The organism is Streptomyces sp. NPDC101225 (assembly GCF_044767585.1).
GTDB lineage: Bacteria > Actinomycetota > Actinomycetes > Streptomycetales > Streptomycetaceae > Streptomyces.
Map to the genome: position 1 here is coordinate 27,340 of NZ_JBIWOE010000034.1, position 22,825 is coordinate 50,164.

Genomic DNA, 22,825 nt, shown 5'->3' on the forward strand with positions numbered 1-22,825 from the left:
GGGTTGTAAGTCTTTGGTCTGATACGGGGGTCCAGGGGCCGGCCGGAGGGTCCTCACCAGGTCCTCCGGCCGGACTCCCGTCAGACCTCTTCGACGCTGCTCGGCTCGCGCCGGGACAGGTCGATGCCGAGCTCCTCCGCGGCGCGGAAGACATCCTCGTCGGTGTCGCGCATCTCGATGGACATACCGTCGCTGGACAGCACCTCCACGTTCAGGCAGAGAGACTGCATCTCCTTGATGAGCACCTTGAAGGACTCGGGGATGCCGGGCTCGGGGATGTTCTCGCCCTTGACGATGGCCTCGTAGACCTTCACGCGGCCGGTGACGTCGTCGGACTTGATCGTCAGCAGCTCCTGGAGCGCGTACGCGGCGCCGTAGGCCTCGAGGGCCCACACCTCCATCTCGCCGAAGCGCTGGCCACCGAACTGCGCCTTACCACCCAGCGGCTGCTGGGTGATCATCGAGTACGGACCGGTCGAGCGGGCGTGCAGCTTGTCGTCGACCAGGTGGTGCAGCTTCAGGATGTACATGAAGCCGACCGAGATCGGGTCCGGGAACGGCTCACCGCTGCGGCCGTCGAACAGCCGCGCCTTGCCGGTCGGGAGCACCATGCGCTCGCCGTCGCGGTTCGGGATGGTGTGCTGCAGCAGACCCGCGAGCTCGTCCTCGCGCGCACCGTCGAAGACGGGGGTCGCGACGTTCGTGCCCGGGTCGACCTGGTCGGCGCCGATCACCTGGAGGCGCTGCGCCCACTCCTCCGCGAGGCCGGAGACGTCCCAGCCGCGGCTGGCGAGCCAGCCGAGGTGGATCTCCAGGACCTGTCCCGGGTTCATTCGGGACGGGACACCCAGCGGGTTGAGGATGATGTCGACCGGGGTGCCGTCCTCCAGGAACGGCATGTCCTCGATCGGCAGGATCTTGGAGATGACACCCTTGTTGCCGTGCCGGCCGGCGAGCTTGTCACCGTCGGTGATCTTGCGCTTCTGCGCCACGTACACGCGCACCAGCTGGTTCACACCGGGGGGAAGCTCGTCGCCCTCCTCGCGGTCGAAGACGCGGACGCCGATGACCTTGCCGGTCTCGCCGTGCGGCACCTTCAGCGAGGTGTCGCGCACCTCACGGGCCTTCTCACCGAAGATCGCGCGCAGCAGGCGCTCCTCCGGCGTCAGCTCGGTCTCGCCCTTCGGGGTCACCTTGCCGACGAGGATGTCGCCGGCGATGACCTCGGCGCCGATGCGGATGATGCCGCGCTCGTCGAGGTCGGCGAGGACCTCCTCGGAGACGTTCGGGATGTCCCGGGTGATCTCCTCGGGGCCGAGCTTGGTGTCACGGGCGTCGACCTCGTGCTCCTCGATGTGGATCGAGGAGAGGACGTCGTCCTGCACGAGGCGCTGCGACAGGATGATCGCGTCCTCGTAGTTGTGGCCCTCCCACGGCATGAACGCCACGAGCAGGTTCTTGCCCAGCGCCATCTCGCCGTTCTCGGTGGCCGGACCGTCGGCCAGGACCTGGCCCTCGATGATCCGGTCGCCCTCGTTGACGATGACCTTCTGGTTGACCGAGGTGCCCTGGTTGGAGCGGGCGAACTTGGCCAGGCGGTAGGTGATGTAGGTGCCGTCGTCGTTGGCGGTGGTGATGTAGTCCGCGGAGACCTCCTGGACGACACCCGCCTTCTCGGCCTTGACCACGTCGCCGGCGTCGACGGCGGAGCGGTACTCCATGCCGGTGCCGACGAGCGGGGCCTCGCTCTTGATGAGCGGCACGGCCTGGCGCATCATGTTCGCGCCCATGAGGGCACGGTTGGCGTCGTCGTGCTCGAGGAACGGGATCATGGCGGTGGCGACCGACACCATCTGGCGCGGCGAGACGTCCATGTAGTCCACGTCGTCACCGGCGACGTAGTCGACCTCGCCGCCACGGCGGCGGACCAGGACGCGGTTCTCGGCGAAGCGCAGGTCGTCCGAGAGCGTGGCGTTGGCCTGCGCGATGACGAACCGGTCCTCCTCGTCGGCGGTCAGGTAGTCCACCTCGTCGGTGACCTGGCCGTCGACGACCTTGCGGTACGGCGTCTCGACGAAACCGAACGCGTTGACGCGGCCGTAGGAGGCGAGCGAGCCGATCAGACCGATGTTCGGGCCTTCGGGCGTCTCGATCGGGCACATGCGGCCGTAGTGCGAGGGGTGCACGTCACGGACCTCGAAGCCGGCCCGCTCACGGGAGAGACCACCCGGGCCGAGCGCCGACAGGCGGCGCTTGTGGGTGAGACCCGACAGCGGGTTGTTCTGGTCCATGAACTGCGACAGCTGGCTGGTGCCGAAGAACTCCTTGATGGAGGCGACGACCGGCCGGATGTTGATCAGGGTCTGCGGCGTGATCGCCTCGACGTCCTGCGTGGTCATGCGCTCGCGGACGACGCGCTCCATACGAGCCAGACCCGTGCGGACCTGGTTCTGGATGAGCTCGCCGACGCTGCGCAGACGACGGTTGCCGAAGTGGTCGATGTCGTCGGTCTCGACGACGATGGCCGTGCCGCTGTCCCCGGTGGTCTCGGTCTCGCCGGCGTGCAGCTTCACCAGGTACTTGATCGTCGAGATGATGTCCTCGACGGTCAGGATGCCCGCGTCCAGCGGAGCGTCCGCACCCAGCTTCTTGTTGACCTTGTAGCGGCCGACCTTGGCGAGGTCGTAGCGCTTGGGGTTGAAGTACAGGTTCTCCAGCAGCGTCTGCGCGGCCTCACGCGTGGGGGGCTCGCCCGGGCGCAGCTTGCGGTAGATGTCGAGCAGCGCGTCGTCCTGGCCCTGGGTGTGGTCCTTCTCCAGGGTGGCGCGCATCGACTCGTACTCGCCGAACTCCTCGAGGATCTGCTCGGTGGTCCAGCCGAGAGCCTTCAGGAGCACGGTGACGGACTGCTTGCGCTTGCGGTCGATGCGGACACCGACCATGTCGCGCTTGTCGATCTCCATCTCCAGCCAGGCACCCCGGGACGGGATGATCTTGGCCGAGAAGATGTCCTTGTCGGACGTCTTGTCGATGGAGGAGTCGAAGTAGACACCCGGCGAACGGACCAGCTGCGACACCACGACACGCTCGGTGCCGTTGATGACGAAGGTGCCCTTGTTGGTCATGAGCGGGAAGTCGCCCATGAAGACCGTCTGGGACTTGATCTCGCCGGTCTCGTTGTTGGTGAACTCGGCCGTGACGAAGAGCGGGGCCGCGTACGTGAAGTCGCGCTCCTTGCACTCGTCGATGCTGTTCTTCGGCGGTTCGAAACGGTGGTCGCGGAACGTCAGCGACATCGACCCGGAGAAGTCCTCGATCGGGGAGATCTCCTCGAAGATCTCCTCCAGACCGGACTTGGTGGGGACGTCCTGACCGGACTCCAGAGCCTCCTCGACCCGACTCTGCCAGGCGGTGTTGCCGAGCAGCCAGTCGAAGCTCTCGGTCTGCAGCGCGAGCAGGTTGGGAACCTCGAGAGGCTCCTTGATCTTTGCAAAGGAGATGCGCAGCGGGGCGGTGCTGGCGCCGTTGTTCGTATTCGCGGTCGAGGCATTGCGCGAGGCGGCCAAGAGGGGGTCCTTCCGAGGGCTCGGACTCACTACGCGCGTACCGGTCCCTCTCCGACGCACAGAGACAGATTTCCCTGAAGCGGCTTTTTGGCCAGGTCAGGGACGGTCTGATCGTCGGTGCTGAGGCGAGGGCAGACCCCTGGTGACGGGCAGGGGACAGCTAACAGGCAGCGCAAAGGGTCAGTGTAGCCACTTGGCACACTGATGTCCAGCCCCGATTTTCTGTGACCCTCGTTGTCCTCAACGCCCTCGGCATGCCTGCCCTCGATGCACGTTGATACTGCCCTCTTCGTCGCCGATCCATGCCTCGGATTCGGATCCTTGTGACGACGCGTCCTGAGAATTGCGCGCTGCGTGCGGTTCGTCAAGGCCCCCACGGCCCAAACCACATGCCACCTGGGGTGCTTGGAGGCACGACGAAGATCACCATACTCCGCACACCCGCCGGTGCAAGGCAGCCGCCGCCCGACGCCCGGGAACGCCGAAGAGCGACCACCCGGATGGATGATCGCTCTTTCGCGCTCAGGCGTTACAGGCTCGGTGAGCCCAAAAGGTCTTACTTGACCTCGACGGAGGCGCCGGCGCCCTTGAGGGACTCGGCGGCCTTCTCGGCGGCGTCCTTGGCGACCTTCTCGAGAACGGGCTTCGGGGCGCCGTCCACGAGGTCCTTGGCCTCCTTCAGACCCAGCGAGGTCAGCTCACGCACGACCTTGATGACCTGGATCTTCTTGTCGCCGGCGCCGGTGAGGATGACGTCGAACTCGTCCTTCTCCTCGGCCTGCTCGGCGCCGGCACCGGCGCCACCCGCGGGGGCGGCAACGGCGACCGCGGCGGCGGCAGCGGTGACGTCGAACTTCTCCTCGAACGCCTTCACGAACTCGGAGAGCTGGATGAGGGTCATGCCCTCGAACTCGGCGAGCAGTTCGTCCTGGGTGAGAGCCACGATGGCTTTCCTTCCACTAATGTCGGCTGGTGCCGGATGTACATGTCTGGCGGGCGTGCGCCTTGCGGCGTTACTGCGTAGACGTTCGGCCCGCTACGACCGCTTCCTCAGGCGCTGGGCCTCAGGCCGTGGTCATTTCGCGAGCCGAGTTACTCGGCACCGCCCTGCTCGTCCTGCTTGGCGCGAAGCGCGTCCACGGTGCGGACGAGCTTCGACGGGAGCGCCTGGAAGACCTGAGCAGCCTGCGTCTGCTTGCCCTTCAGGGCGCCCGCCAGCTTGGCGAGCAGAACCTCGCGGGACTCGAGGTCCGCAAGCTTCTTGATCTCGTCGGCGGACAGCACCTTGCCGTCAAGGACACCGCCCTTGATGACGAGATTCGGGTTGTCCTTGGCGAAGTCACGAAGACCCTTCGCCGACTCCACCGGGTCACCGGTGACGAAGGCGACCGCCGTCGGACCGTTGAACAGGTCGTCGAGCGTCGTGATCCCGGCCTCGTTGGCCGCAATCTTGGTCAGCGTGTTCTTCACCACGGCGTACTGGGCGTTCTCACCGAGCGAACGACGCAGCGTCTTCAGCTGCGCCACGGTGAGACCCCGGTACTCGGTCAGCACGGCGGCGCTCGAGCTGCGGAACTGCTCCGTCAGCTCGGCCACCGTGGCAGCCTTGTCGGGCCTTGCCATAAGCGTCGGCCTCCTTCCGGGTGATGGGACCGCTCGGAAGGGGCTGGGGAAAACGAAACGCCCCGGCGCAGGCGCACGGGGCGTAGCTCGACCGAATTCCCCATGGAGCGGGGTCCGGGAGCACTTCCACAGTCACCTGCGCGGGTCGTCCGCGGTTCAGCGGATCCTTCGGCCACCGCACCCTCTTGCGAGCGCACGGCAACGACCAGCGGTCTTTGGCTTCTGTAGGAGAGTACGTGACCGGCTCACCGTCAGGCAAATCCGGTCCTACGGCGCTCAGCCGCTCTGGGCCTGCTTCATCATCTCGGCCAGGTCGGCGGTGTCCTTGGCGGGCGGGGCCGTGACGGTCACCGGCTTGTTGTAGTCGAGGAAGAGGATGGTCATGTCCATCGGGCCCTTGTCGGCGTCGCCCCGCATCCGGAACTGCTTGGTGTGGTCGTCGCCGTCGATCCACATGTCCATGGTCATCGAGTCGATGCCCATCTTCTCGTACTGCTGCAGGCTCTTCTCGCGCTGCTCGCGGACGGTCTTGTTCTCGTCCTTGAGGGACGCCTTGAGGTCGGCGACGGTGACCGTGCCCTTGTAGTGGGTGGTCCTGACGCCCCCGACGGTCTCGGTGCCGACCTTCTTCACGTCCTTGGAGCCGGTGAGGAAGGTGGACTCGCTGGCCGGGTTCTTGTCGGCCTGGCCGGCGCCCAGCTGGTCCGCGTTCAGCTCCTTGTCGGCGCCGAGCGCGGACATGTCGAACTTGATCCAGGTCTTGCCGTCCATCTCCTTGGCCATGTCGGCGCTGCCGCCGATGTACATGGCCTTGTCGACGAGACGGATCTCGACCGGGCCGTCGGCGGCCTGGTCCTGCACCGTCATCTTCATGCTCATGGCCAGCGGCTTCATGCTCATCGCCGCCTCGCCGGAGATCTGCCCCTCACCGGGGACCTTGCCGGTCATCCGGTAGCGCAGGGACGTGATGTCCTCGGTGTTCTTGGCGGCCTTGGCGACGGCCGCGGCGGGCGTCATCGCGGGCGACTGCCCGGCCTTGTCGTCCTTCTGGCAGGCGACCGCTCCTCCGGCGAGCAGCACGGCCGCGAGGCCGGCCCCCATCGCTCTGCGGCGCACGGGACCACGAACGGCAGACTCCATCGATTCCCCCCAAGGAATGCATGGCTGATACACAGTAAGGACGAGAGCCTAACCCCAAGAGGTGGCAAAGGTCATCTCAATTCCCGTGCGTATCGTGCGGACCACGCGCATCAGCCGGCTCAGGAGCCACTGCCGTTCACGCCCTGCTTCTTCAGCAGCTCCCGGAAGTCCTCGGTGTCGCCCGCCGGCGGACGCTCGGCGGACGCCGTGACCCCGTAGTCGCTGTAGTACGCGGTCTGGCTGTACTCACCGGCCGACATCCGGCCCTTCTCGACCTTCTTGACCAGCAGGTCCTTGCCGTCGACCCAGATGTCCACGGTCTCGGTGGTGACACCGGCCTGGGTGAGCTGCTTCTTCAGCCCGGCGAGCTGGCTCGCGGAGAGACTGGAGTTCTCGCCGGCGAGGTCGGCGACGTCCACCGTGCCCGAGTAGTGCGTGGTGTCCACGCCGCGCACCGTCTCGCTGCCGACCTTCCTGACGTCCCCGGAGGCGAGCAGCAGCTTCACCGACTGGTTGGGGGTCGTGTTCTGCATCTGGTCCTTGAGGTAGGCGCCGGAGCCGCCGCCGAGGGCGGCGAGGTCGTCGTAGCCGTACCGGATCCAGTGCTTGCCGCCCGCCTGCTGCGCGAACCGGTCGCCCATCTGCGCGTAGTAGGCGTCGGGCAGATAGCGGGCCCGCATCGACGTCGTGCCGAGCCGGCGCATGGTGTCGGCCATGGAGCCGCCGGTGTACGTGATGGTCAGGTTGCCGGTGAGTCCGTGGGCCCAGCCGAGGGCGCCGTCGGCGGTCATGGACATCAGCGAGCCCATGGTGGTCGTCGACTCGACCCTGGCGGAGTCGGCGCCGTCGGTGGACTTCTCGGCACTGCGCAGCGCCGCGACGGGACTGACGTGCGTCGCGCCCTTGCCGGACGCCTTGCCGTCCTTGCCGCCCGTGGAGGAGTCCGAGGAGCTGCAGGCCGCCACCCCCGACAGCGCGGTCAACACCACGACGGCAAGGCCCACTTGACGCGCTGTCGTGCTCTTCATCCGTCCCCACCCCTATGCGGTCGCTGTGTCTGCACGCTAACGCAGCGCACCGACACGTATCAGGAAAAGGGACGGGCCCCGCACCTCGAAAGGTTGCGGGGCCCGCGGAAAACTCGCGTACGCGCGACTGCCGTCGGCTCAGACGGCGGCCGGGTCCTCCTCGACGAGGAGGTTGCGGGTGCGGTTCGGGTCGACCGGGATGCCGGGACCCATGGTGGTGCTGACCGCGGCCTTCTTGATGTAGCGGCCCTTGGCGGCGGACGGCTTCAGACGGAGGATCTCCTCCAGCGCGGCGCCGTAGTTCTCGACCAGCTTGTCGTCCTCGAACGACGTCTTGCCGATGATGAAGTGCAGGTTCGAGTGCTTGTCGACGCGGAACTCGATCTTGCCGCCCTTGATGTCGTTGACGGCCTTCGTCACGTCCGGGGTCACGGTGCCGGTCTTGGGGTTCGGCATGAGACCACGGGGACCGAGCACGCGGCCGAGGCGGCCGACCTTGCCCATGAGGTCCGGGGTGGCGACGACGGCGTCGAAGTCCAGGCGGCCCTTGGAGACCTCGTCGATCAGCTCGTCGGCGCCGACGATGTCGGCGCCCGCGGCACGCGCGGCCTCGGCACGGTCACCGGTCGCGAAGACCAGGACCCGGGCGGTCTTACCGGTGCCGTGCGGAAGGTTCACGGTGCCACGGACCATCTGGTCGGCCTTGCGCGGGTCGACACCCAGGCGGAAGGCGACCTCGACGGTGCCGTCGAACTTGGTCGTGGAGGTCTCCTTGGCGAGACGGACGGCCTCGAGCGGGGCGTAGAGCTTGTCCCGGTCGATCTTCTCGTCCGCAGCGCGGAGAGACTTGCTGCGCTTGCTCACTGCTTCTCCTGGTGATTCTTAGGAGTCGTGGTCCGGGCCGAGCAGGCCCCGCCACTTCTGCTGGTTTACGGGGGAGTTGGGGCTCAGCCCTCGACCGTGACGCCCATGGAACGCGCGGTACCGGCGATGATCTTCGCGGCGGCGTCCAGGTCGTTGGCGTTGAGGTCGGGGAGCTTGGTGGTGGCGATCTCGCGGACCTGCGCCTCGGTGATCTTGGCGACCTTGGTCTTGTGCGGCTCGCCGGAGCCCTTCTCGATGCCCGCGGCCTTGAGGATCATCTTGGCGGCCGGCGGCGTCTTGGTGATGAAGGTGAAGGAGCGGTCCTCGTAGACCGTGATCTCCACCGGGATCACCCAGCCACGCTGCGACTCGGTCGCGGCGTTGTACGCCTTGCAGAACTCCATGATGTTGACGCCGTGCTGACCCAGCGCGGGGCCGACCGGCGGGGCCGGGTTGGCGGCACCGGCCTGGATCTGGAGCTTGATGAGCCCCGTGACCTTCTTCTTCTTGGGAGGCATTGCTCTCCGGGTCCTTTCGGTTCGGGTCCTGCCTGCCTCCGGGGACCACCCGAACGCAGGCATACCGCACAACGATAACGGGTATGGTTGCGCGGCCAAAAACCGAGCAGGTCAGGCACGCTGCGAACAGCCCGCCTGACCTGGTCGGAAGCTCTTGTCCGACAGAAGCTAGTTCTTCTGGATCTGGTCGAAGGAGAGCTCGACCGGCGTCTCGCGGCCGAAGATCTCCACCAGACCCTTGACCTTCTTCGAGTCGGGGTTGATCTCGTTGATGGTCGCCTGGAGCGTGGCGAAGGGGCCGTCGGTGACGGTGACCGAGTCGCCGACCTCGAAGTCCAGCACCTGGACCTCGACCTTGCGCTGCGGGGCGGGCTTGCCCTCGGCCTCGGCGGCCTCGCGGGCGGCCTTCTCCTCGGCCTCCGGGGCGAGCATCTTGACGATCTCGTCCAGGGTCAGCGGGTAGGGGTCGTAGGCGTTGCCCACGAAGCCGGTGACGCCGGGGGTGTTGCGGACGACGCCCCAGGACTCGTTCGTCAGGTCCATGCGGACCAGGACGTAGCCAGGGAGCTTGTTCTGCTTGATCGTCTTGCGGTCGCCGTTCTTGATCTGGACGACCTCTTCCTGCGGCACCTCGGCCTGGAAGATGTAGTCCTCGACGTTCAGCGAGACGGCGCGCTGCTCCAGGTTGGTCTTCACGCGGTTCTCGTAGCCGGCGTAGGTGTGGATGACGTACCACTCGCCGGGCAGGGTGCGAAGCTCCTCGCGGAGGGCCACGACGGGGTCGACCGGCTCGGCCTCCTCCTCGACGGCCTGCTCCGCGGCCTCTTCGGCGCCCTCTTCCTCGGCGGCCTCCTGCTCGTCCACGACCTGGAGGGCGGCCTCCTCGGCGGGCTCGCCCGCCTCGGCCTCGGCAGCCTCGAACTCGTCCTGCTCGTCCGCGCCCTCGACGATGTCCAGCTCGTCGTCCACGGACTGGTCCGGCTCGATGGCGTCGTCGTTCAGGTTCGTGTCAGACACGGTGGCTGCTTCTTCCTGGATACATAGGGGTGGAACATGCGAAAGGGGCGCCGGGTACCTCGGCGCCCTTCGCTCTCGGCTCAGCCGAAGACGTACTTGGCCGCGTGGTTGAGTCCATAGTCAATCACGGTGACCAGGCCGATCATGATGACGACGAAGACGATCACCACGGTGGTGTACGTCGTCAGCTGGTTACGCGTGGGCCAGACGACCTTGCGGAGTTCCGCGACGACCTGGCGGTAGAAGAGGGCAAGCCGCTTGAGCGGACCCTTCTTGGCCCGCTTGCCGCCCTTACGGGCCTTCTTCGGCTCCTGCGCCTCGTCCTGGGCGTCAGGCGTGTCGATGGAGCCCACGGCGTCCGCCATTCGTCCTCACCTGTTCCCGGGTCGTGGCCGTGCCGCGCCCGGTCTGAGCCGCACGGCGTTGCATTGCTGTACGTACATGCGCACACCTGGCGAAGGTGTGTGTAGCAGGGCCGGAGGGACTTGAACCCCCAACCGCCGGTTTTGGAGACCGGTGCTCTACCAATTGAGCTACGACCCTTTGCGTGTCCCCCAACGTACCGCATCCGGACGGGTGCTCGGTGTGCACCGCCCGCGGCGCGGCAGCTGATGGCCAACGAGGTGAGAGTGTACGTGGTCCGAAGCGCCCCGTCGAACAGAAAGCGCCCGTGGGGGCCTTGGGGAGCGGGACGGCCGGGATCGGGGCGGAAGATCACCCAGGCCATCGGTGGATTCCGGACGGGTGTTCAACGACCGACCCCTGGATGTTCAGTCTGTGAAACCCGCGTGCCGCCCCGGTTTCCGGTCTGAAACGATGGACCCCATGAGCGCTGCAACCCCTCCCACCGAGCGCCGGGTCTCCGCCCGAGTCGGCGCGATCTCCGAGTCCGCCACCCTCGCCGTGGACGCCAAGGCGAAGGCCCTCAAGGCAGCCGGGCGTCCGGTGATCGGCTTCGGCGCCGGTGAGCCCGACTTCCCGACTCCCGACTACATCGTCGAGGCCGCGGTCGAGGCCTGCCGGACGCCGAAGTACCACCGGTACACGCCGGCCGGCGGTCTGCCCGAGCTGAAGGCCGCGATCGCCGCGAAGACGCTGCGCGACTCCGGCTACGAGGTCGAGGTGTCCCAGATCCTGGTGACCAACGGCGGCAAGCAGGCCATCTACGAGGCCTTCGCCGCGATCCTCGACCCGGGCGACGAGGTCATCGTGCCGGCGCCGTACTGGACGACGTACCCGGAGTCGATCCGCCTGGCGGGCGGTGTCCCGGTGGAGGTCGTCGCGGACGAGACGACCGGCTACCGGGTCTCCGTCGAGCAGCTGGAGGCGGCCAGGACGGAGAACACGAAGGTCCTGCTCTTCGTCTCCCCCTCCAACCCGACGGGCGCCGTCTACACCCGTGAGCAGATCGAGGAGATCGGCCGCTGGGCCGCCGACAAGGGCCTGTGGGTCCTGACGGACGAGATCTACGAGCACCTGGTGTACGGGGACGCGGAGTTCCACTCCCTGCCGGTGGTCGTGCCCGAGCTCGCCGACCGGACGATCGTGGTCAACGGCGTCGCGAAGACGTACGCGATGACGGGCTGGCGCGTGGGCTGGGTCATCGGCCCGAAGGACGTGGTCAAGGCCGCGACCAACCTGCAGTCGCACGCCACCTCGAACGTGTCGAACGTCGCGCAGGTCGCCGCCCTGGCCGCCGTCTCGGGCGACCTGGAGGCGGTGGCGACGATGCGCGAGGCCTTCGACCGCCGCCGCCGGACCATCGTGCGGATGCTCAACGAGATCGACGGCGTGGTCTGCCCGGAGCCCGAGGGCGCCTTCTACGCGTACCCGTCGGTCAAGGGCCTGCTCGGCAGGGAGATCCGCGGCAAGCGCCCGCAGGACACGGTCGAGCTCGCCGCGCTGATCCTGGAGGAGGCCGAGGTCGCGGTCGTCCCGGGTGAGGCGTTCGGCACGCCCGGCTATCTGCGGCTGTCGTACGCCCTGGGTGACGAGGATCTCGTCGAGGGCGTCAGCCGGATCCAGAAGCTGCTGGCGGAGGCGAAGGCCTGAGGTCCGCGTCCCGCGGGGGCCGGCGCACCGGTTTCGGTGCGCCGGCCCCTGTTTCTTTGTGCGAGCAAGACCACGTACGGGGAATCCGCTACCGGGACGGCCGGGACGTACGGCAGGATCCTGGAATGGAGCGTGTACGTGATGTCTCTGAGCTGCCGAAGGCCCATCTGCATCTGCATTTCACCGGGTCGATGCGGCCCACCACCGTCCTGGAGCTGGCCGACAAGTACGGCGTGCGGCTGCCCGAGACCCTGACCGAGGCACTGACCGGCGGGGAGCCGCCGCGGCTGCGGGCGACGGACGAGCGGGGCTGGTTCCGTTTCCAGCGGCTGTACGACGCCGCGCGCTCGTGCCTGCGGCAGCCGGAGGACATCCGGCGCCTGGTGCGGGAGGCCGCCGAGGAGGATCTGAGGGACGGCTCGGGGTGGCTGGAGATCCAGGTGGACCCGACGTCGTACGCGCCCCGGCTGGGCGGTCTGATCCCGGCGCTGGAGATCATCCTGGACGCGGTCGAGACGACCATGCGGGACACGGGCCTGGGCATGCGGGTGCTGGTCGCCGCGAACCGCATGAAGCATCCGCTGGACGCCCGGACGCTGGCCCGGCTGGCCGTGCGCTACGCGGAGCGCGGTGTGGTCGGCTTCGGTCTGTCGAACGACGAACGCCGCGGCATGGCGCGGGACTTCGACCGGGCCTTCGCGATCGCCCGGGAGGGCGGGCTGCTGTCGGCCCCGCACGGCGGCGAGCTGACCGGCCCCGCCTCGGTCCGTGACTGCCTGGACGACCTGCGCGCCCACCGCATCGGGCACGGCGTGCGGGCGGCGGAGGACCCGCGGCTGCTGGAGCGCCTGGCGCGCAACGGCGTGACGTGCGAGGTCTGCCCCGCCTCGAACGTGGCCCTGGGCGTGTACGAGAAGCCGGAGGACGTGCCGCTGCGGACTTTCCTCGACGCCGGTGTCCCGATGGCGCTGGGCGCCGACGACCCCCTGCTGTTCGGCTCCCGGCTGGCCGCCCAGTACGACATCGCGCGACGCCACCACGGCTTCACGGACGAGGAGCTGGCGGAGGTGGCCCGCCAGTCGGTACGGGCCTCGGCGGCGCCGGAGGGCGTGAAGACGAAGCTGCTCTCGGGCGTGGACGACTGGCTCAGCGCCCCGGCCGCCTGAAGTGGGCGCAGGGCGGGTACGGCGCGAAGCAGATCAGTACCTCGACGGGGTGACCGCCGCCGGGCGGCCGGACCAGGCCCGGGAGGGCGGACATCAGCGCCGACCGCCCGGTGTGGACGCGTCTTCGGCGCGGACCCCGGCCCGCCGCGTGGGCCAGTCTCGTGGCCGCCTCGGCGAAGACGCCCCGGCTGCCGGACAGGAGGAGCGTGCGGGCGTGCGCGGTGTGCCGCAGCTCCTTCCGGAAATCCGCCCGTTCCCGCCGGCCGCGCCATGACGCGGCGTCCCGGGCGGTGCGTGCCTCGTCGGTGCGGACGGTCAGGGGCGTGCCCTGCCGCAGCTTCCGGCGCAGCTCGGGCCACCTGCTGTGGCGCAGGCCGGACGCGGGGTGGACCAGGACCAGGTCGACCGGCTCGCCCCGGCCCTCGCCGGCCGGGACGTGGTCCTGTCCGGGCTCGGGGCGCGCAGCCGCAAGGACGCGGGAGTCGCGGCCCGGCTCACGCGTACGGTCCTGGGTGCCATGGAGGCCGAGGGGGTGCGGCGGCTGCTCGTGGTCGGCGCCGCGCCGGTCGGGCCGGCGCCGGAGAAGGAGAGTCTGCTGGACCGCACCGCGCGCGGGATCGTCTCCGCGCTGCTCAAGGACGTCTACGCCGATCTGGGCGAGATGGAGGCCGAGTTGGCGCGCGGCGCCACGGCCTGGACGGTCGTCCGCCCGCCGCGGCTGCGGGACAAGCCGGTCACGGGCGTCTACCGGACGGTGGTCGGCGGCTTCCCGGCCGGGGGCCGCTTCATCGCCCGCGCGGACGTGGCCCACGCGATGCCGGCGATGGCCGAGGACCCGGGGACGGTGAAACAGGGCGTGGGCGTCGCCTACTGAGAAGGCCCGCCCGGTCGCCCGCTACAGGCTGACCCCGACCGTGACCGGCTCGTTGACCAGGGTGACGCCGAAGACGTCGCGGACGCCGGCGACGACCTCGCGGGCGAGCGCGAGCAGGTCGTCGGTGGTGGCCCCGCCCCGGTTGGTGAGGGCGAGGGTGTGCTTGGTGGAGATGCGGGCGGGGCCGGTGCCGTAGCCCTTGGTGAAGCCCGCCTTGTCGATCAGCCAGGCGGCGGAGGTCTTGGTGCGGCCCTCCCCCGCCGGGTACGCGGGCGGCTCCACGCCGTCGCCGAGGTGCTCGCGCACGCGCGCGTGGAAGGCGGCGAACTGCGCGTCCGTGAGGATCGGGTTGGTGAAGAAGGAACCGGCCGACCAGGTGTCGTGGTCCTCGGGGTCCAGGACCATGCCCTTGCCGGAGCGCAGCTTGAGGACGGTCTCGCGGGCCGCGGCCAGCGGCACGCGGTCGCCGGGCTCGACGCCGAGGGCGCGGGCCGTCTCGGCGTACCTGATCGGACCGGAGAGGCCGTCGGCGTCCTCCAGCGCGAAGCGGACGCGCAGCACGACGAACCGCTCGAGGTCGGACTTGAAGCGGCTGTGGCGGTAGGAGAAGGCGCACTCGGCGTTCGGGATGGTCACCGTCTCGCGGGTGCGGCGGTCGTAGGCGACGACCTCGGTGATGGTGGCCGAGACCTCCTGGCCGTACGCCCCCACGTTCTGGATGGGGGTCGCGCCGGCCGAGCCCGGGATGCCGGCCAGGCACTCGATGCCGGCGAGGCCCGCCTCCACGGTGCGTGCGACTGCGTCGGTCCACACCTCGCCGGCGGCCAGCTCCACGCGCGTGCCGGTCTGCTCGAAGCCCTCGGTGGCGACGACGAGTGCGGTGCCCGCGAAGCCCTTGTCGCCGATGACCAGGTTCGAGCCGCCGCCGATCACCAGCAGCGGTGTGCCGGTGTCGTCGGCCTCGCGGACGGCGGCGATCACCTCGGCGTCGGTGGCCGCGGTGAGCAGCCGGGTCGCGGGGCCGCCCAGCCGGAAGGTGGTCAGCGGGGCGAGGGGGGCGTCGTGGAGTTCCTGCACGGGCCCAAGCCTACGAGACGGCCCCGGCGGCGCGCGGCCGGCCGAGCGGCCACGCGCGCGTACGGCCCCGCCGGGGTGGGCGGGGCCGTACGCGCGCGCCCGGCTCAGCCGCCGGAACGCCTCCGGCGGCTCCAGCGGGAGTTCGTCTCCGCACACCGGGCCTGTGGGGCGGCAGGTGAGCCGCGCCCGGCGCCTGCGGAGCCTTGCCGAAGCGCGGCCCCCGCGGCGGGCCTTCTGGTCCCTGTCCGCCCGGGAGTCGTCGCAGGCGCTCAAGGAGTTCGCCGGCTGGACCGTCCCGGGCGGTGTCGCGGGGGCGGGGGGGGGCGGCACGGTCCAGGGCAGGGTGGGCAGGGCCGCTCCCCGGGAGGGGGCGGGTCGGGGGGTCAGTGGGACGCCGTCTCCAGCGCCGGCTCCGCCGTCCGCCCGGTGGCCGTCGCGAGGTGCGCGGCGTGCCGCCGGGTCGGGATCAGCAGCGCCGCCACCCCGGCGAGCGCGACGACGGCGGAGCCGGTCACCAGCGCGGGCTTCAGCCCGTCGACGAAGGCCTGACCGGACTCGTAGCCGCCCTGCGCCGCGAAGATCGACGACATGATCGCGATGCCGAGTGCGCCGCCGACCTCGCGCAGGGCGTTGTTGGCGCCGGAGGCGATGCCCTGTTCCTTGGCCGGGACGCTGGACATGACCAGGTTGGCCGCCGGGGCGAAGTACAGGGCCATGCCGATACCGCTCAGGATCAGGCCGGGCAGCTGGGCGGCGTAGGAGACGCCGGTCGTCGCCACGGCGGCGATCCAGCCGAGCCCCGCGGCCTGCAGGAAGAGCCCGGTGGCGACGACGGGGCGGCCCCCGATGCGGTCGGAGAGGATGCCGGCGATCGGCGCGACGAGCATCGGCATCCCGGTCCAGGGCAGCATCCTGAGGCCCGCCTCGGTGGGCGAGTAGCCGAGGACGCCCTGCATGAACTGGCTGAGCAGGAAGATCGAGCCGAACATCCCGAGGAACATCAGCAGGCTCGCGGCGTTGATCCCGGAGAAGGCGCGGGAGCGGAACAGCCGCATCGGGAGCATCGGGTTCTTGGCGCGCAGGCTGTAGAGGACGAAGCCGAGGAGCAGCGCCGATCCGGCGAACAGGCCGGTCATCACCAGCGGGCTGGTCCAGCCGTCGGCGGGCCCGCGGACCAGGCCGTAGACGATGCCGAAGAGGCCGCCGCTGGCCAGCAGGGTGCCGGGGACGTCGAGCGGGGCGCCGGTGCCGTGGGACTCGGCGAGGCGCAGCCGGGCGAGCGGCAGCAGGGCGAGGCCCAGCGGGACGTTCAGCCAGAAGATCCAGTGCCAGGAGACGTGCTCGGTGAGGCTGCCGCCGATCAGCGGTCCGGAGGCCACGGCGAGGCCGTTGACGGCGCCCCATATCCCGTACGCCATCCCGCGCTTGGCGACCGGCACGGCGGCGGTCAGCAGGGTGAGCGTCAGGGGCATCATGACGGCCGCGCCGACGCCCTGGACGGCGCGGGCGGCGATCAGGGAGTCGATCCCGGTGGCCATGGCCGCCGCGGCGGAGGCGCCGGTGAAGACGGTGAGGCCGGCGAGGAACATCCGGCGGCGGCCGAAGCGGTCGCCGAGCGCCGCGCCGAACATCAGCAGGACGGCGAAGGTGAGGGTGTACGCGCTCACCGTCCACTCCAGGTCGCCCAGCGCCCCGCCGAGGTCCTTGCGGATGGAGGGCAGGGCGGTGGTGACGACGAGGTTGTCGAGGGCCGCCATGAAACCGGCGACGCTGGTGATGACGAGGGCCCAGACGGTTCCCCCGCGATGTGCGGTCTGCTGTGACATCGCTCCCCCAGCGGGTGAGTCGGCCGCTGCTGCGGTCAGTTCGGTTAGTTAGTGATGACTAATTTCCGCGGACAGGAAAAGGCGCCCGTGACGCCCTTCCGATGGGCTACTTCCCCAGCCGGCCGTTGAGCCGCGCCTCCGGGAACAGCCCCTCCCAGACCCGGTGCTCGGGCGGAAAGCCCATCGCCACCAGACAGTTGATGAGCATGCCGTACGCCATGAACGTCGTCGTCCCCTCGACGTCGGCACCGAGCGGCAGATGGACCGTGTCCCACAGCCGCATCCAGCCCGCCCGCACCTCCTCGCCGAGTTCGTGGTCGCCGGCCTGCTCGGCGGCGGCCACGGCGACGTACATCTGCATCTGCATCAGCAGCCGCTCGGGCCGCTCCGCGATGACCTTGGTGTACGCGTTCGCCATGGCCAGCAGGGCGTCTTCGCCCTCCAGCCCCTCGGCGGCCTCCTCGAAGGTGCGGATGGTGTCCTGCATGCACCGCTGGGCCACCGCGAGGAAGATCGCCTTCTTGCCCGGGAAGAGGCGGAAGAGATACGGCTGCGAGACCCCGACCCGCTTGGCGATCGCCTCGGTCGAGGTGCCGTAGTAACCGCCGCGGGCGAACTCGGTGGTCGCCGCGCGGATGACGCTCTCGCGCCTCTCCTCTGCGCTCATCCTGGCCATGCAGGTAAGTTAGTACTTAATCACTAACCACGTCAAGACCTGCCGGAACCCCCCTCACCCTTCACCCGTTGTCGCAGGTAGGGGACCTCACGCCGGTAAGGGGCGCCCCACAGTGGAGGACGCCCCTTACCCCTGCTCCAGACGTGCCGCTCAGGCCAGCCGTACGACCGCCCGCGACATCCCGAGCACCTTCTGGCCGCCGCTGGTCGCCGTGAGGTCCACGCGGACCGTGTTGTCGTCGAGCTTGGCGGCGACCTTGCCGCTGACCTCGATCGTGGCGCCCTGGTCGTCGTTCGGGACGACGACGGGCCGGGTGAAGCGGACGCCGTACTCGACGACCGCGCCAGGGTCGCCGGTCCAGTCGGTGACCACCCGGACCGCCTCGGCCATGGTGAACATGCCGTGCGCGATGACGTCCGGCAGCCCGACCTCCTTGGCGAACTTCTCGTTCCAGTGGATCGGGTTGAAGTCCCCGGAGGCGCCCGCGTACCGGACGAGCGTGGCGCGGGTCACGGTGAAGGTCTGGGCGGGCAGTTCGGTGCCGACCTCGACGCCGTCGTAAGCGATCTTCGCCGTCATCGGTTCCTCACGCCTCCTCTGCCGCACGGGCGACCAGCTTCGTCCAGGCGGTGACGACGTGCTCGCCCGCCTCGTCGTGGACCTCGCCGCGGATGTCCAGGATCTCGTTGCCGGCCATGGACTTGACGGCCTCGATGGTCGAGGTGACGGTCAGCCGGTCTCCGGCGCGCACCGGCCGGACGTAGCTGAACTTCTGGTCGCCGTGCACGACGCGGCTGTAGTCCAGGCCCAGCCGCGGGTCCTCGACGACCTGTCCGGCGGCCTTGAAGGTGATGGCGAAGACGAAGGTCGGCGGGGCGATCACGTCGGGGTGACCGAGGGCCTTGGCGGCCTCCGGGTCCGTGTACGCCGGGTTGGGGTCCCCCACCGCCTCCGCGAACTCGCGGATCTTCTCCCGGCCCACCTCGTAGGGCTCGGTGGGCGGGTAGCTCCGCCCCACGAAGGACTGGTCGAGCGCCATGGCTCGGCACCTCCTGGTGTCTGCCTGTCGATGTCCGGCCGGTGCCGGGGGTCCGGTCGGCCGCCGGCCGGCCGGCACGGTGCGCCGGCCGATCGAGCACGAGCCGCCGGGCGAGCGGCGCGTGCCGTCGGCCGATCAGCGACTGCCTGCGGTCGACGCGTCATTGCTACCACTCGGCCTGCGGTGGCTGTCGGTCGACCCATGGTTACGCATGGTCGATCCGCGGTGGATCGGAACCGGTCGGTAACCAGGGCCGAAACGACGCGAGGCCGCCCCCCGACTGCGGGGGCGGCCTCGCGAACGAGCCTGATTTATCGCGTCTCGCGGTGCGCGGTGTGCGCGTTGCAACGCGGGCAGTGCTTCTTCATCTCAAGACGGTCCGGGTTGTTACGCCGGTTCTTCTTGGTGATGTAGTTCCGCTCCTTGCACTCCACGCAGGCCAGCGTGATCTTCGGGCGGACGTCGGTGGCAGCCACGTGAGTGCTCCTTGACGAACGGATGGAAAGGGATTAACGCATAGAAGAGTAGCCGATCGAAGGACCGACCCCGCAATCGGCTACTGTCAGTAGCGGTGACCGGACTTGAACCGGTGACACAGCGATTATGAGCCGCTTGCTCTACCGACTGAGCTACACCGCTGTGATGCGATCCGTTCCCGCCTCGCGACGGGAACCTCACACACCAGAGCCCCAAAACGGAATCGAACCGTTGACCTTCTCCTTACCATGGAGACGCTCTGCCGACTGAGCTATTGGGGCGAGCGATGAAGACATTACACGCTCCGCCGCCGTTCGCCCAAATCCGTTTCGCGGCCCCGTCCCGGCCAGTTGCCGGACCTGTCACGGTCCCCACCCCGGCCTGTCACGGTCCCCGCCCCGGCCGGATTCTCCGCTCCCCCGCAGGCCCCTGCCGCCTCCGCCGCACGGCGGACCACACCGGTACGACTATTGCGCTCCTCCCCGACACGGGCGGACCGCCGTCCTAGGCTCGTCTCACTCTGCGTGATCTTGCGTTTGTGCCGCACAGTCCCCGAGCACCTGGAGCGCGATGCCCGAGAGCCAGCCGCCGCCCCACTCGTGGTCCTCCTCCTCGGGCGCCTCGGGCAGTCCGGGTTCCCCGGGCCAGGGGGGCGAGCCGTCCGCGCTGCTGCTGTGCGGGGCGCGGCTGACCGACGGCCGGACCGTGGACGTACGGCTGTGCGGCGGGCGCATCGAGGCGGTCGGCACGGCCGGCAGCCTGGCCGCGGGCGGGCCGCAGGGCAGCGGCACGCGCGTGGACCTCACCGGCTACCTGCTCCTGCCGGCGCCGGCCGAGGCGCACGCCCACCTGGACACCGCGCTGTCGGCCGAGGGTGACGGACCGCTGTCGTACGACGCCAAGGAGGTCCAGCGCCGGGCCACGGAGGCGGCGCTGCTTCAGCTCGGGCACGGGGCGACCGCGGTGCGCGCGCACGTGCGCGTGGGTGACGTCCAGGGACTCGGGGCACTCGCCGCCGTGCTGCAGGCGCGGCGTTCGCTGCGCGGGCTGACGGAGCTGACGACGGTGGCGATGCCGAGGGTGCTGACCGGCGTGGCCGGGGCGGACGGGCTGGCGATGCTGCGGGACGCGCTGAAGATGGGCGCCTCCGTCGTGGGTGGCTGCCCGGACGTGGACCCGGATCCGACCGGGTACGTGGAAGCGGTCCTCGAGGTCGCCTCCGAACACGGCTGCCCCGTCGACCTGCACACCGACGCCGCCGATCCGGCCCGGCTCGCCCGGCTCGTCGCGATGGCCGCCGGACTGCGCCCCGGGGTGACGCTCGGCCCGTGCGGCGGTCTCACCGGCCTGCCCTCCGACCTGGTCCGGCGGACCGCCGACCAGCTCGCGGCGGCCGGGGTGACGGTGGCGTGCCTGCCGCAGGGCGGCTGCGACGGCTCCGACCTGCGCGAGACCGCACCGGTACGGCTGCTGCGGGCGGCCGGTGTGCGGGTGGCGGCCGGCGGCGGCGCCCTGCGCGACCTGTCGAACCCGGTGGGGCGCGGGGACCCGTTGGAGGCGGCGTACCTGCTGGCCTCGCGGTACGGGCTGCGGCCCGAGGACGCGTACGACGCGGTGAGCTCGTCGGCGCGGGCCCTGATGGGGCTGCCCGAGGTGCGTGTGGAGGCGGGTTTCCCGGCCGAACTGCTGGCGCTGCGCGGCGACCGGCTGGCCGGGGTGCTGTCGCTGGCCTACAGCCGGATCGTGGTGCACCGGGGGCGGGTGGTGGCGCGCACGAGTGCGGTGCGGGAGTACTGCAATTCGGAGTCGGCCGCGACGGAGTTGGGGCTGCCTCGCCAGGGGCGGGGGAAGTTGTCGTAAGGGGTGAGGGAGTCGCAGGGGGTGTCCAAGGGGATGTCGCAGGATGCGCGTCCGTCACGGGCACGGGGTGCTTGACGGTCGTGGGGGTGTCGCGCGGGAGCGTGCGCGGGCGCACGTGATGAGTGCATGCGCGGGAGCGTGCGCGCCCGATGTGCGCTGCGCGTGCGCACCCTGAGCCGTGGCTCAAGTCGTGCGGCGGATGCGGTCGTCCGGGCGTACGGTCGGAGACATGCGCATTGTCATCGCTGGTGGTCATGGTCAGATCGCGCTGCGGCTGGAGCGGCTGCTCGCCGCGCGCGGAGACACGGTGGCGGGCATCGTCCGTCATGCCCAGCAGGGCGACGACCTGCGGGAAGCCGGTGCCGAACCGATCCTGCTGGATCTGGAGTCGGCCTCGGTCGAGGAGGTGGCGGCGCATCTGCGCGGCGCCGACGCGGCCGTCTTCGCGGCGGGGGCGGGCCCGGGCAGCGGGGCGTCGCGCAAGGACACGGTGGACAAGGGCGCGGCGATCCTGTTCGCGGACGCGGCGGTTCGGGCCGGCGTGCGGCGCCATGTGATCGTCTCGTCGATGGGCGCGGACCCCGCGCATCAGGGGGACGACATCTTCGACGTGTACCTGCGCGCGAAGGGCGAGGCCGACGCGTACGTACGGCGGCTCGACGCGCTGGACGTGACGATCCTGCGCCCCGGGATGCTGACGAACGACGCCGGCACCGGTCTGGTACGGCTGGAGGCGCATACGGGCCGCGGCCCGATTCCGCGCGACGATGTGGCCGCCGTACTGGCGGAGTTGGTGGACAACGCCGCGACGGCCGGCCTGACGCTGGAACTGGTCAGCGGTTCCGCGCCGGTGTCCGTGGCGGTGAAGTCGGTGGCGGGGAACTAGCCGCGCCGGGGGAGTCGCTTCTCGGGGCTCGGCGTCGTCGGGCGCTCGTGGGGGGCGCTTCAGGGGGCTCGCGTCCGGGCGAGACTAGCGTCGGGGCGACTAGTGTCGCGGGGCTCGTGTCGCGGGGCTCGTGTCGCGGGGCTCGTGTCGCGGGGCTCGTGTCGCGGGGCTCGTGTCGGGGGATTCTCGTCGCGGGAATCAGAAGAGGGGCAGTTGGCCCGGGATTCGGGGGACGACGTAACCGTCCAACGCCGGTTGGGCGGAATCCGGTTGGGCCTGGCGGCGGGAGCCGGGGCAGGAGAGCAGTACGCCGTTCTCGCGCGCGCCGGGCGGGTCGTGCCGCGCGAACCGGCCGGCGACGACGGCGATCTCGCGACGGCACTCGGGGCAGCATCTGCGACGGGTGGACATGGGGTCAGTGTGCCCCGGGCGGGGATGTGTTGCGCCGGGCGCATGGCTGGGACGTGCGTCGTGTCGGGGCTCGGCGTCGTCGGGCGCTCGTGGGCCGTGCGGTGCGTACGGGACTCGTGATGCTTGCGGTGCCTGTGGCGCTCGTGATGCCTGCGGCGCGTGCCGTACATGTGCTGCTTGCCGTGCGTGCGGTGCTCGCTGTGCTCGTGGTTCAGCCGATGTAGGGGAACGTCCGCGTCCAGTCCATCGCGTGGTCGATGCGCAGCCGCATGGTCGGGTGGATGTCCAGGCCGGGCAGATCCTCCGGGGCGACCCAGCGGGCGGCGGGTGTCTCGCTGCTCGTGCGGAGTGTCCCGCCGGTGGGGCGCGCCCGGAAGCAGATGCTGAACTGCTGGCGGACCTCCCCGTCGTCGTAGCGCATGACGTGGCCGGGATCGGTGTAGAGCCCGGAGAGGCCGACGACCTCGACCTCGATCCCGGTCTCCTCCCTGACCTCGCGCACCACCGTGTCGCTGATGGACTCCCCCACCTCGTGCCCGCCTCCCGGCAGTGCCCAGCGGCCGTTGTCGGAGCGCCGGATCATGAGCACGTGTCCCGCACCGTTCCGCACGAACGCCACCACGGAGGGCACCACCGAGTTCGCCGGCGGGGCGGTGGGGTCGTGCAGGTAGTCGATCCGTCCCATACCGGCCTACGTACCCCATTTCACCCATGCCATGACGGAA

22 protein-coding genes and 3 tRNA genes are annotated in these 22,825 nt (G+C 70.0%); 5 read left to right on the forward strand and 20 right to left on the reverse strand.

Annotated elements, in window-relative coordinates; translation table 11 throughout:
* Positions 1–80: 80 nt before the first annotated feature.
* The 10 genes from rpoB to ACIRPX_RS34495 form a co-directional block, all read right to left on the reverse strand.
* Entirely contained in the window at positions 81–3,566 is a 3,486-nt protein-coding gene (gene rpoB / locus ACIRPX_RS34450; RefSeq protein ID WP_404202642.1) for a DNA-directed RNA polymerase subunit beta, read from the reverse strand.
* 556 nt (positions 3,567–4,122) lie between these two features.
* Complete coding sequence (gene rplL / locus ACIRPX_RS34455) at positions 4,123–4,512, reverse strand: 50S ribosomal protein L7/L12 (protein WP_404202770.1); 390 nt, start codon at positions 4,510–4,512, stop codon at positions 4,123–4,125.
* Positions 4,513–4,658: 146 nt separating this feature from the next.
* Complete coding sequence (rplJ, locus tag ACIRPX_RS34460) at positions 4,659–5,189, reverse strand: 50S ribosomal protein L10 (protein WP_404202644.1); 531 nt, start codon at positions 5,187–5,189, stop codon at positions 4,659–4,661.
* Between the two features lie 276 nt (positions 5,190–5,465).
* Positions 5,466–6,329: a DUF1396 domain-containing protein gene (locus ACIRPX_RS34465; RefSeq protein WP_404202646.1), complete on the reverse strand. Its 864-nt coding sequence runs from the start codon at positions 6,327–6,329 to the stop codon at positions 5,466–5,468.
* A gap of 119 nt (positions 6,330–6,448) precedes the next feature.
* Positions 6,449–7,357, reverse strand: coding sequence for a hypothetical protein (locus ACIRPX_RS34470; protein ID WP_404202649.1), 909 nt, complete (start codon positions 7,355–7,357; stop codon positions 6,449–6,451).
* A gap of 138 nt (positions 7,358–7,495) precedes the next feature.
* Positions 7,496–8,221 carry a 50S ribosomal protein L1 gene (gene rplA / locus ACIRPX_RS34475; RefSeq protein WP_384252199.1) on the reverse strand — a complete coding sequence of 242 codons (726 nt, stop codon included), beginning with the start codon at positions 8,219–8,221 and terminating at the stop codon, positions 7,496–7,498.
* Between the two features lie 83 nt (positions 8,222–8,304).
* Positions 8,305–8,739, reverse strand: a complete 435-nt coding sequence (rplK, locus tag ACIRPX_RS34480) for a 50S ribosomal protein L11 (protein ID WP_030317334.1) — start codon at positions 8,737–8,739, stop codon at positions 8,305–8,307.
* A 168-nt stretch (positions 8,740–8,907) separates the two neighbouring features.
* Entirely contained in the window at positions 8,908–9,756 is an 849-nt protein-coding gene (gene nusG / locus ACIRPX_RS34485; RefSeq protein ID WP_404202652.1) for a transcription termination/antitermination protein NusG, read from the reverse strand.
* 80 nt (positions 9,757–9,836) lie between these two features.
* A complete protein-coding gene (gene secE / locus ACIRPX_RS34490; protein ID WP_384252194.1) occupies positions 9,837–10,121 on the reverse strand; it encodes a preprotein translocase subunit SecE in 285 nt (94 codons plus the stop codon).
* A gap of 105 nt (positions 10,122–10,226) precedes the next feature.
* Positions 10,227–10,299: transfer RNA gene (locus tag ACIRPX_RS34495), tRNA-Trp, on the reverse strand.
* 282 nt (positions 10,300–10,581) lie between these two features.
* Here ACIRPX_RS34495 and ACIRPX_RS34500 point away from each other — a divergent pair.
* From ACIRPX_RS34500 to ACIRPX_RS34510, 3 genes are all read left to right on the forward strand, one after another.
* Entirely contained in the window at positions 10,582–11,808 is a 1,227-nt protein-coding gene (locus ACIRPX_RS34500) for a pyridoxal phosphate-dependent aminotransferase (protein WP_404202656.1), read from the forward strand.
* Between the two features lie 125 nt (positions 11,809–11,933).
* A complete protein-coding gene (locus ACIRPX_RS34505) occupies positions 11,934–12,974 on the forward strand; it encodes an adenosine deaminase (protein ID WP_404202658.1) in 1,041 nt (346 codons plus the stop codon).
* 385 nt (positions 12,975–13,359) lie between these two features.
* Positions 13,360–13,848 carry an NAD(P)-dependent oxidoreductase gene (locus ACIRPX_RS34510; RefSeq protein WP_404202659.1) on the forward strand — a complete coding sequence of 163 codons (489 nt, stop codon included), beginning with the start codon at positions 13,360–13,362 and terminating at the stop codon, positions 13,846–13,848.
* A 21-nt stretch (positions 13,849–13,869) separates the two neighbouring features.
* On the opposite strand, the gene ACIRPX_RS34515 is transcribed toward ACIRPX_RS34510, so the two are convergent.
* The 8 genes from ACIRPX_RS34515 to ACIRPX_RS34550 form a co-directional block, all read right to left on the reverse strand.
* Entirely contained in the window at positions 13,870–14,925 is a 1,056-nt protein-coding gene (locus ACIRPX_RS34515; protein WP_404202660.1) for a UDP-N-acetylmuramate dehydrogenase, read from the reverse strand.
* Positions 14,926–15,308: 383 nt separating this feature from the next.
* Positions 15,309–16,751 (reverse strand): DHA2 family efflux MFS transporter permease subunit, encoded by a 1,443-nt coding sequence (locus ACIRPX_RS34520; RefSeq protein ID WP_404202662.1) that lies wholly within the window; start codon positions 16,749–16,751, stop codon positions 15,309–15,311.
* Positions 16,752–16,857: 106 nt separating this feature from the next.
* Positions 16,858–17,427 carry a TetR/AcrR family transcriptional regulator gene (locus ACIRPX_RS34525; protein WP_404202665.1) on the reverse strand — a complete coding sequence of 190 codons (570 nt, stop codon included), beginning with the start codon at positions 17,425–17,427 and terminating at the stop codon, positions 16,858–16,860.
* Between the two features lie 150 nt (positions 17,428–17,577).
* On the reverse strand, positions 17,578–18,006 hold the full coding sequence (locus ACIRPX_RS34530) for a MaoC family dehydratase (protein ID WP_404202667.1): 429 nt from the start codon (positions 18,004–18,006) through the stop codon (positions 17,578–17,580).
* 7 nt (positions 18,007–18,013) lie between these two features.
* Positions 18,014–18,466, reverse strand: a complete 453-nt coding sequence (locus tag ACIRPX_RS34535; RefSeq protein ID WP_404202669.1) for a MaoC family dehydratase N-terminal domain-containing protein — start codon at positions 18,464–18,466, stop codon at positions 18,014–18,016.
* Positions 18,467–18,777: 311 nt separating this feature from the next.
* Positions 18,778–18,942 (reverse strand): 50S ribosomal protein L33, encoded by a 165-nt coding sequence (gene rpmG, locus ACIRPX_RS34540; RefSeq protein WP_003948671.1) that lies wholly within the window; start codon positions 18,940–18,942, stop codon positions 18,778–18,780.
* A 90-nt stretch (positions 18,943–19,032) separates the two neighbouring features.
* Positions 19,033–19,105: transfer RNA gene (locus ACIRPX_RS34545), tRNA-Met, on the reverse strand.
* Positions 19,106–19,151: 46 nt separating this feature from the next.
* Positions 19,152–19,224: transfer RNA gene (locus ACIRPX_RS34550), tRNA-Thr, on the reverse strand.
* Between the two features lie 289 nt (positions 19,225–19,513).
* Here ACIRPX_RS34550 and ACIRPX_RS34555 point away from each other — a divergent pair.
* Complete coding sequence (locus tag ACIRPX_RS34555; protein ID WP_404202671.1) at positions 19,514–20,803, forward strand: amidohydrolase family protein; 1,290 nt, start codon at positions 19,514–19,516, stop codon at positions 20,801–20,803.
* A 229-nt stretch (positions 20,804–21,032) separates the two neighbouring features.
* Positions 21,033–21,689, forward strand: a complete 657-nt coding sequence (locus ACIRPX_RS34560; RefSeq protein ID WP_404202673.1) for an NAD(P)H-binding protein — start codon at positions 21,033–21,035, stop codon at positions 21,687–21,689.
* Between the two features lie 198 nt (positions 21,690–21,887).
* Here ACIRPX_RS34560 and ACIRPX_RS34565 read toward each other — a convergent pair whose 3' ends face one another.
* Together ACIRPX_RS34565 and ACIRPX_RS34570 are read right to left on the reverse strand one after the other, a co-directional pair.
* Positions 21,888–22,100 (reverse strand): hypothetical protein, encoded by a 213-nt coding sequence (locus ACIRPX_RS34565; protein ID WP_404202674.1) that lies wholly within the window; start codon positions 22,098–22,100, stop codon positions 21,888–21,890.
* 211 nt (positions 22,101–22,311) lie between these two features.
* Positions 22,312–22,785: an NUDIX hydrolase gene (locus ACIRPX_RS34570; RefSeq protein ID WP_404202676.1), complete on the reverse strand. Its 474-nt coding sequence runs from the start codon at positions 22,783–22,785 to the stop codon at positions 22,312–22,314.
* Positions 22,786–22,825: the final 40 nt, after the last annotated feature.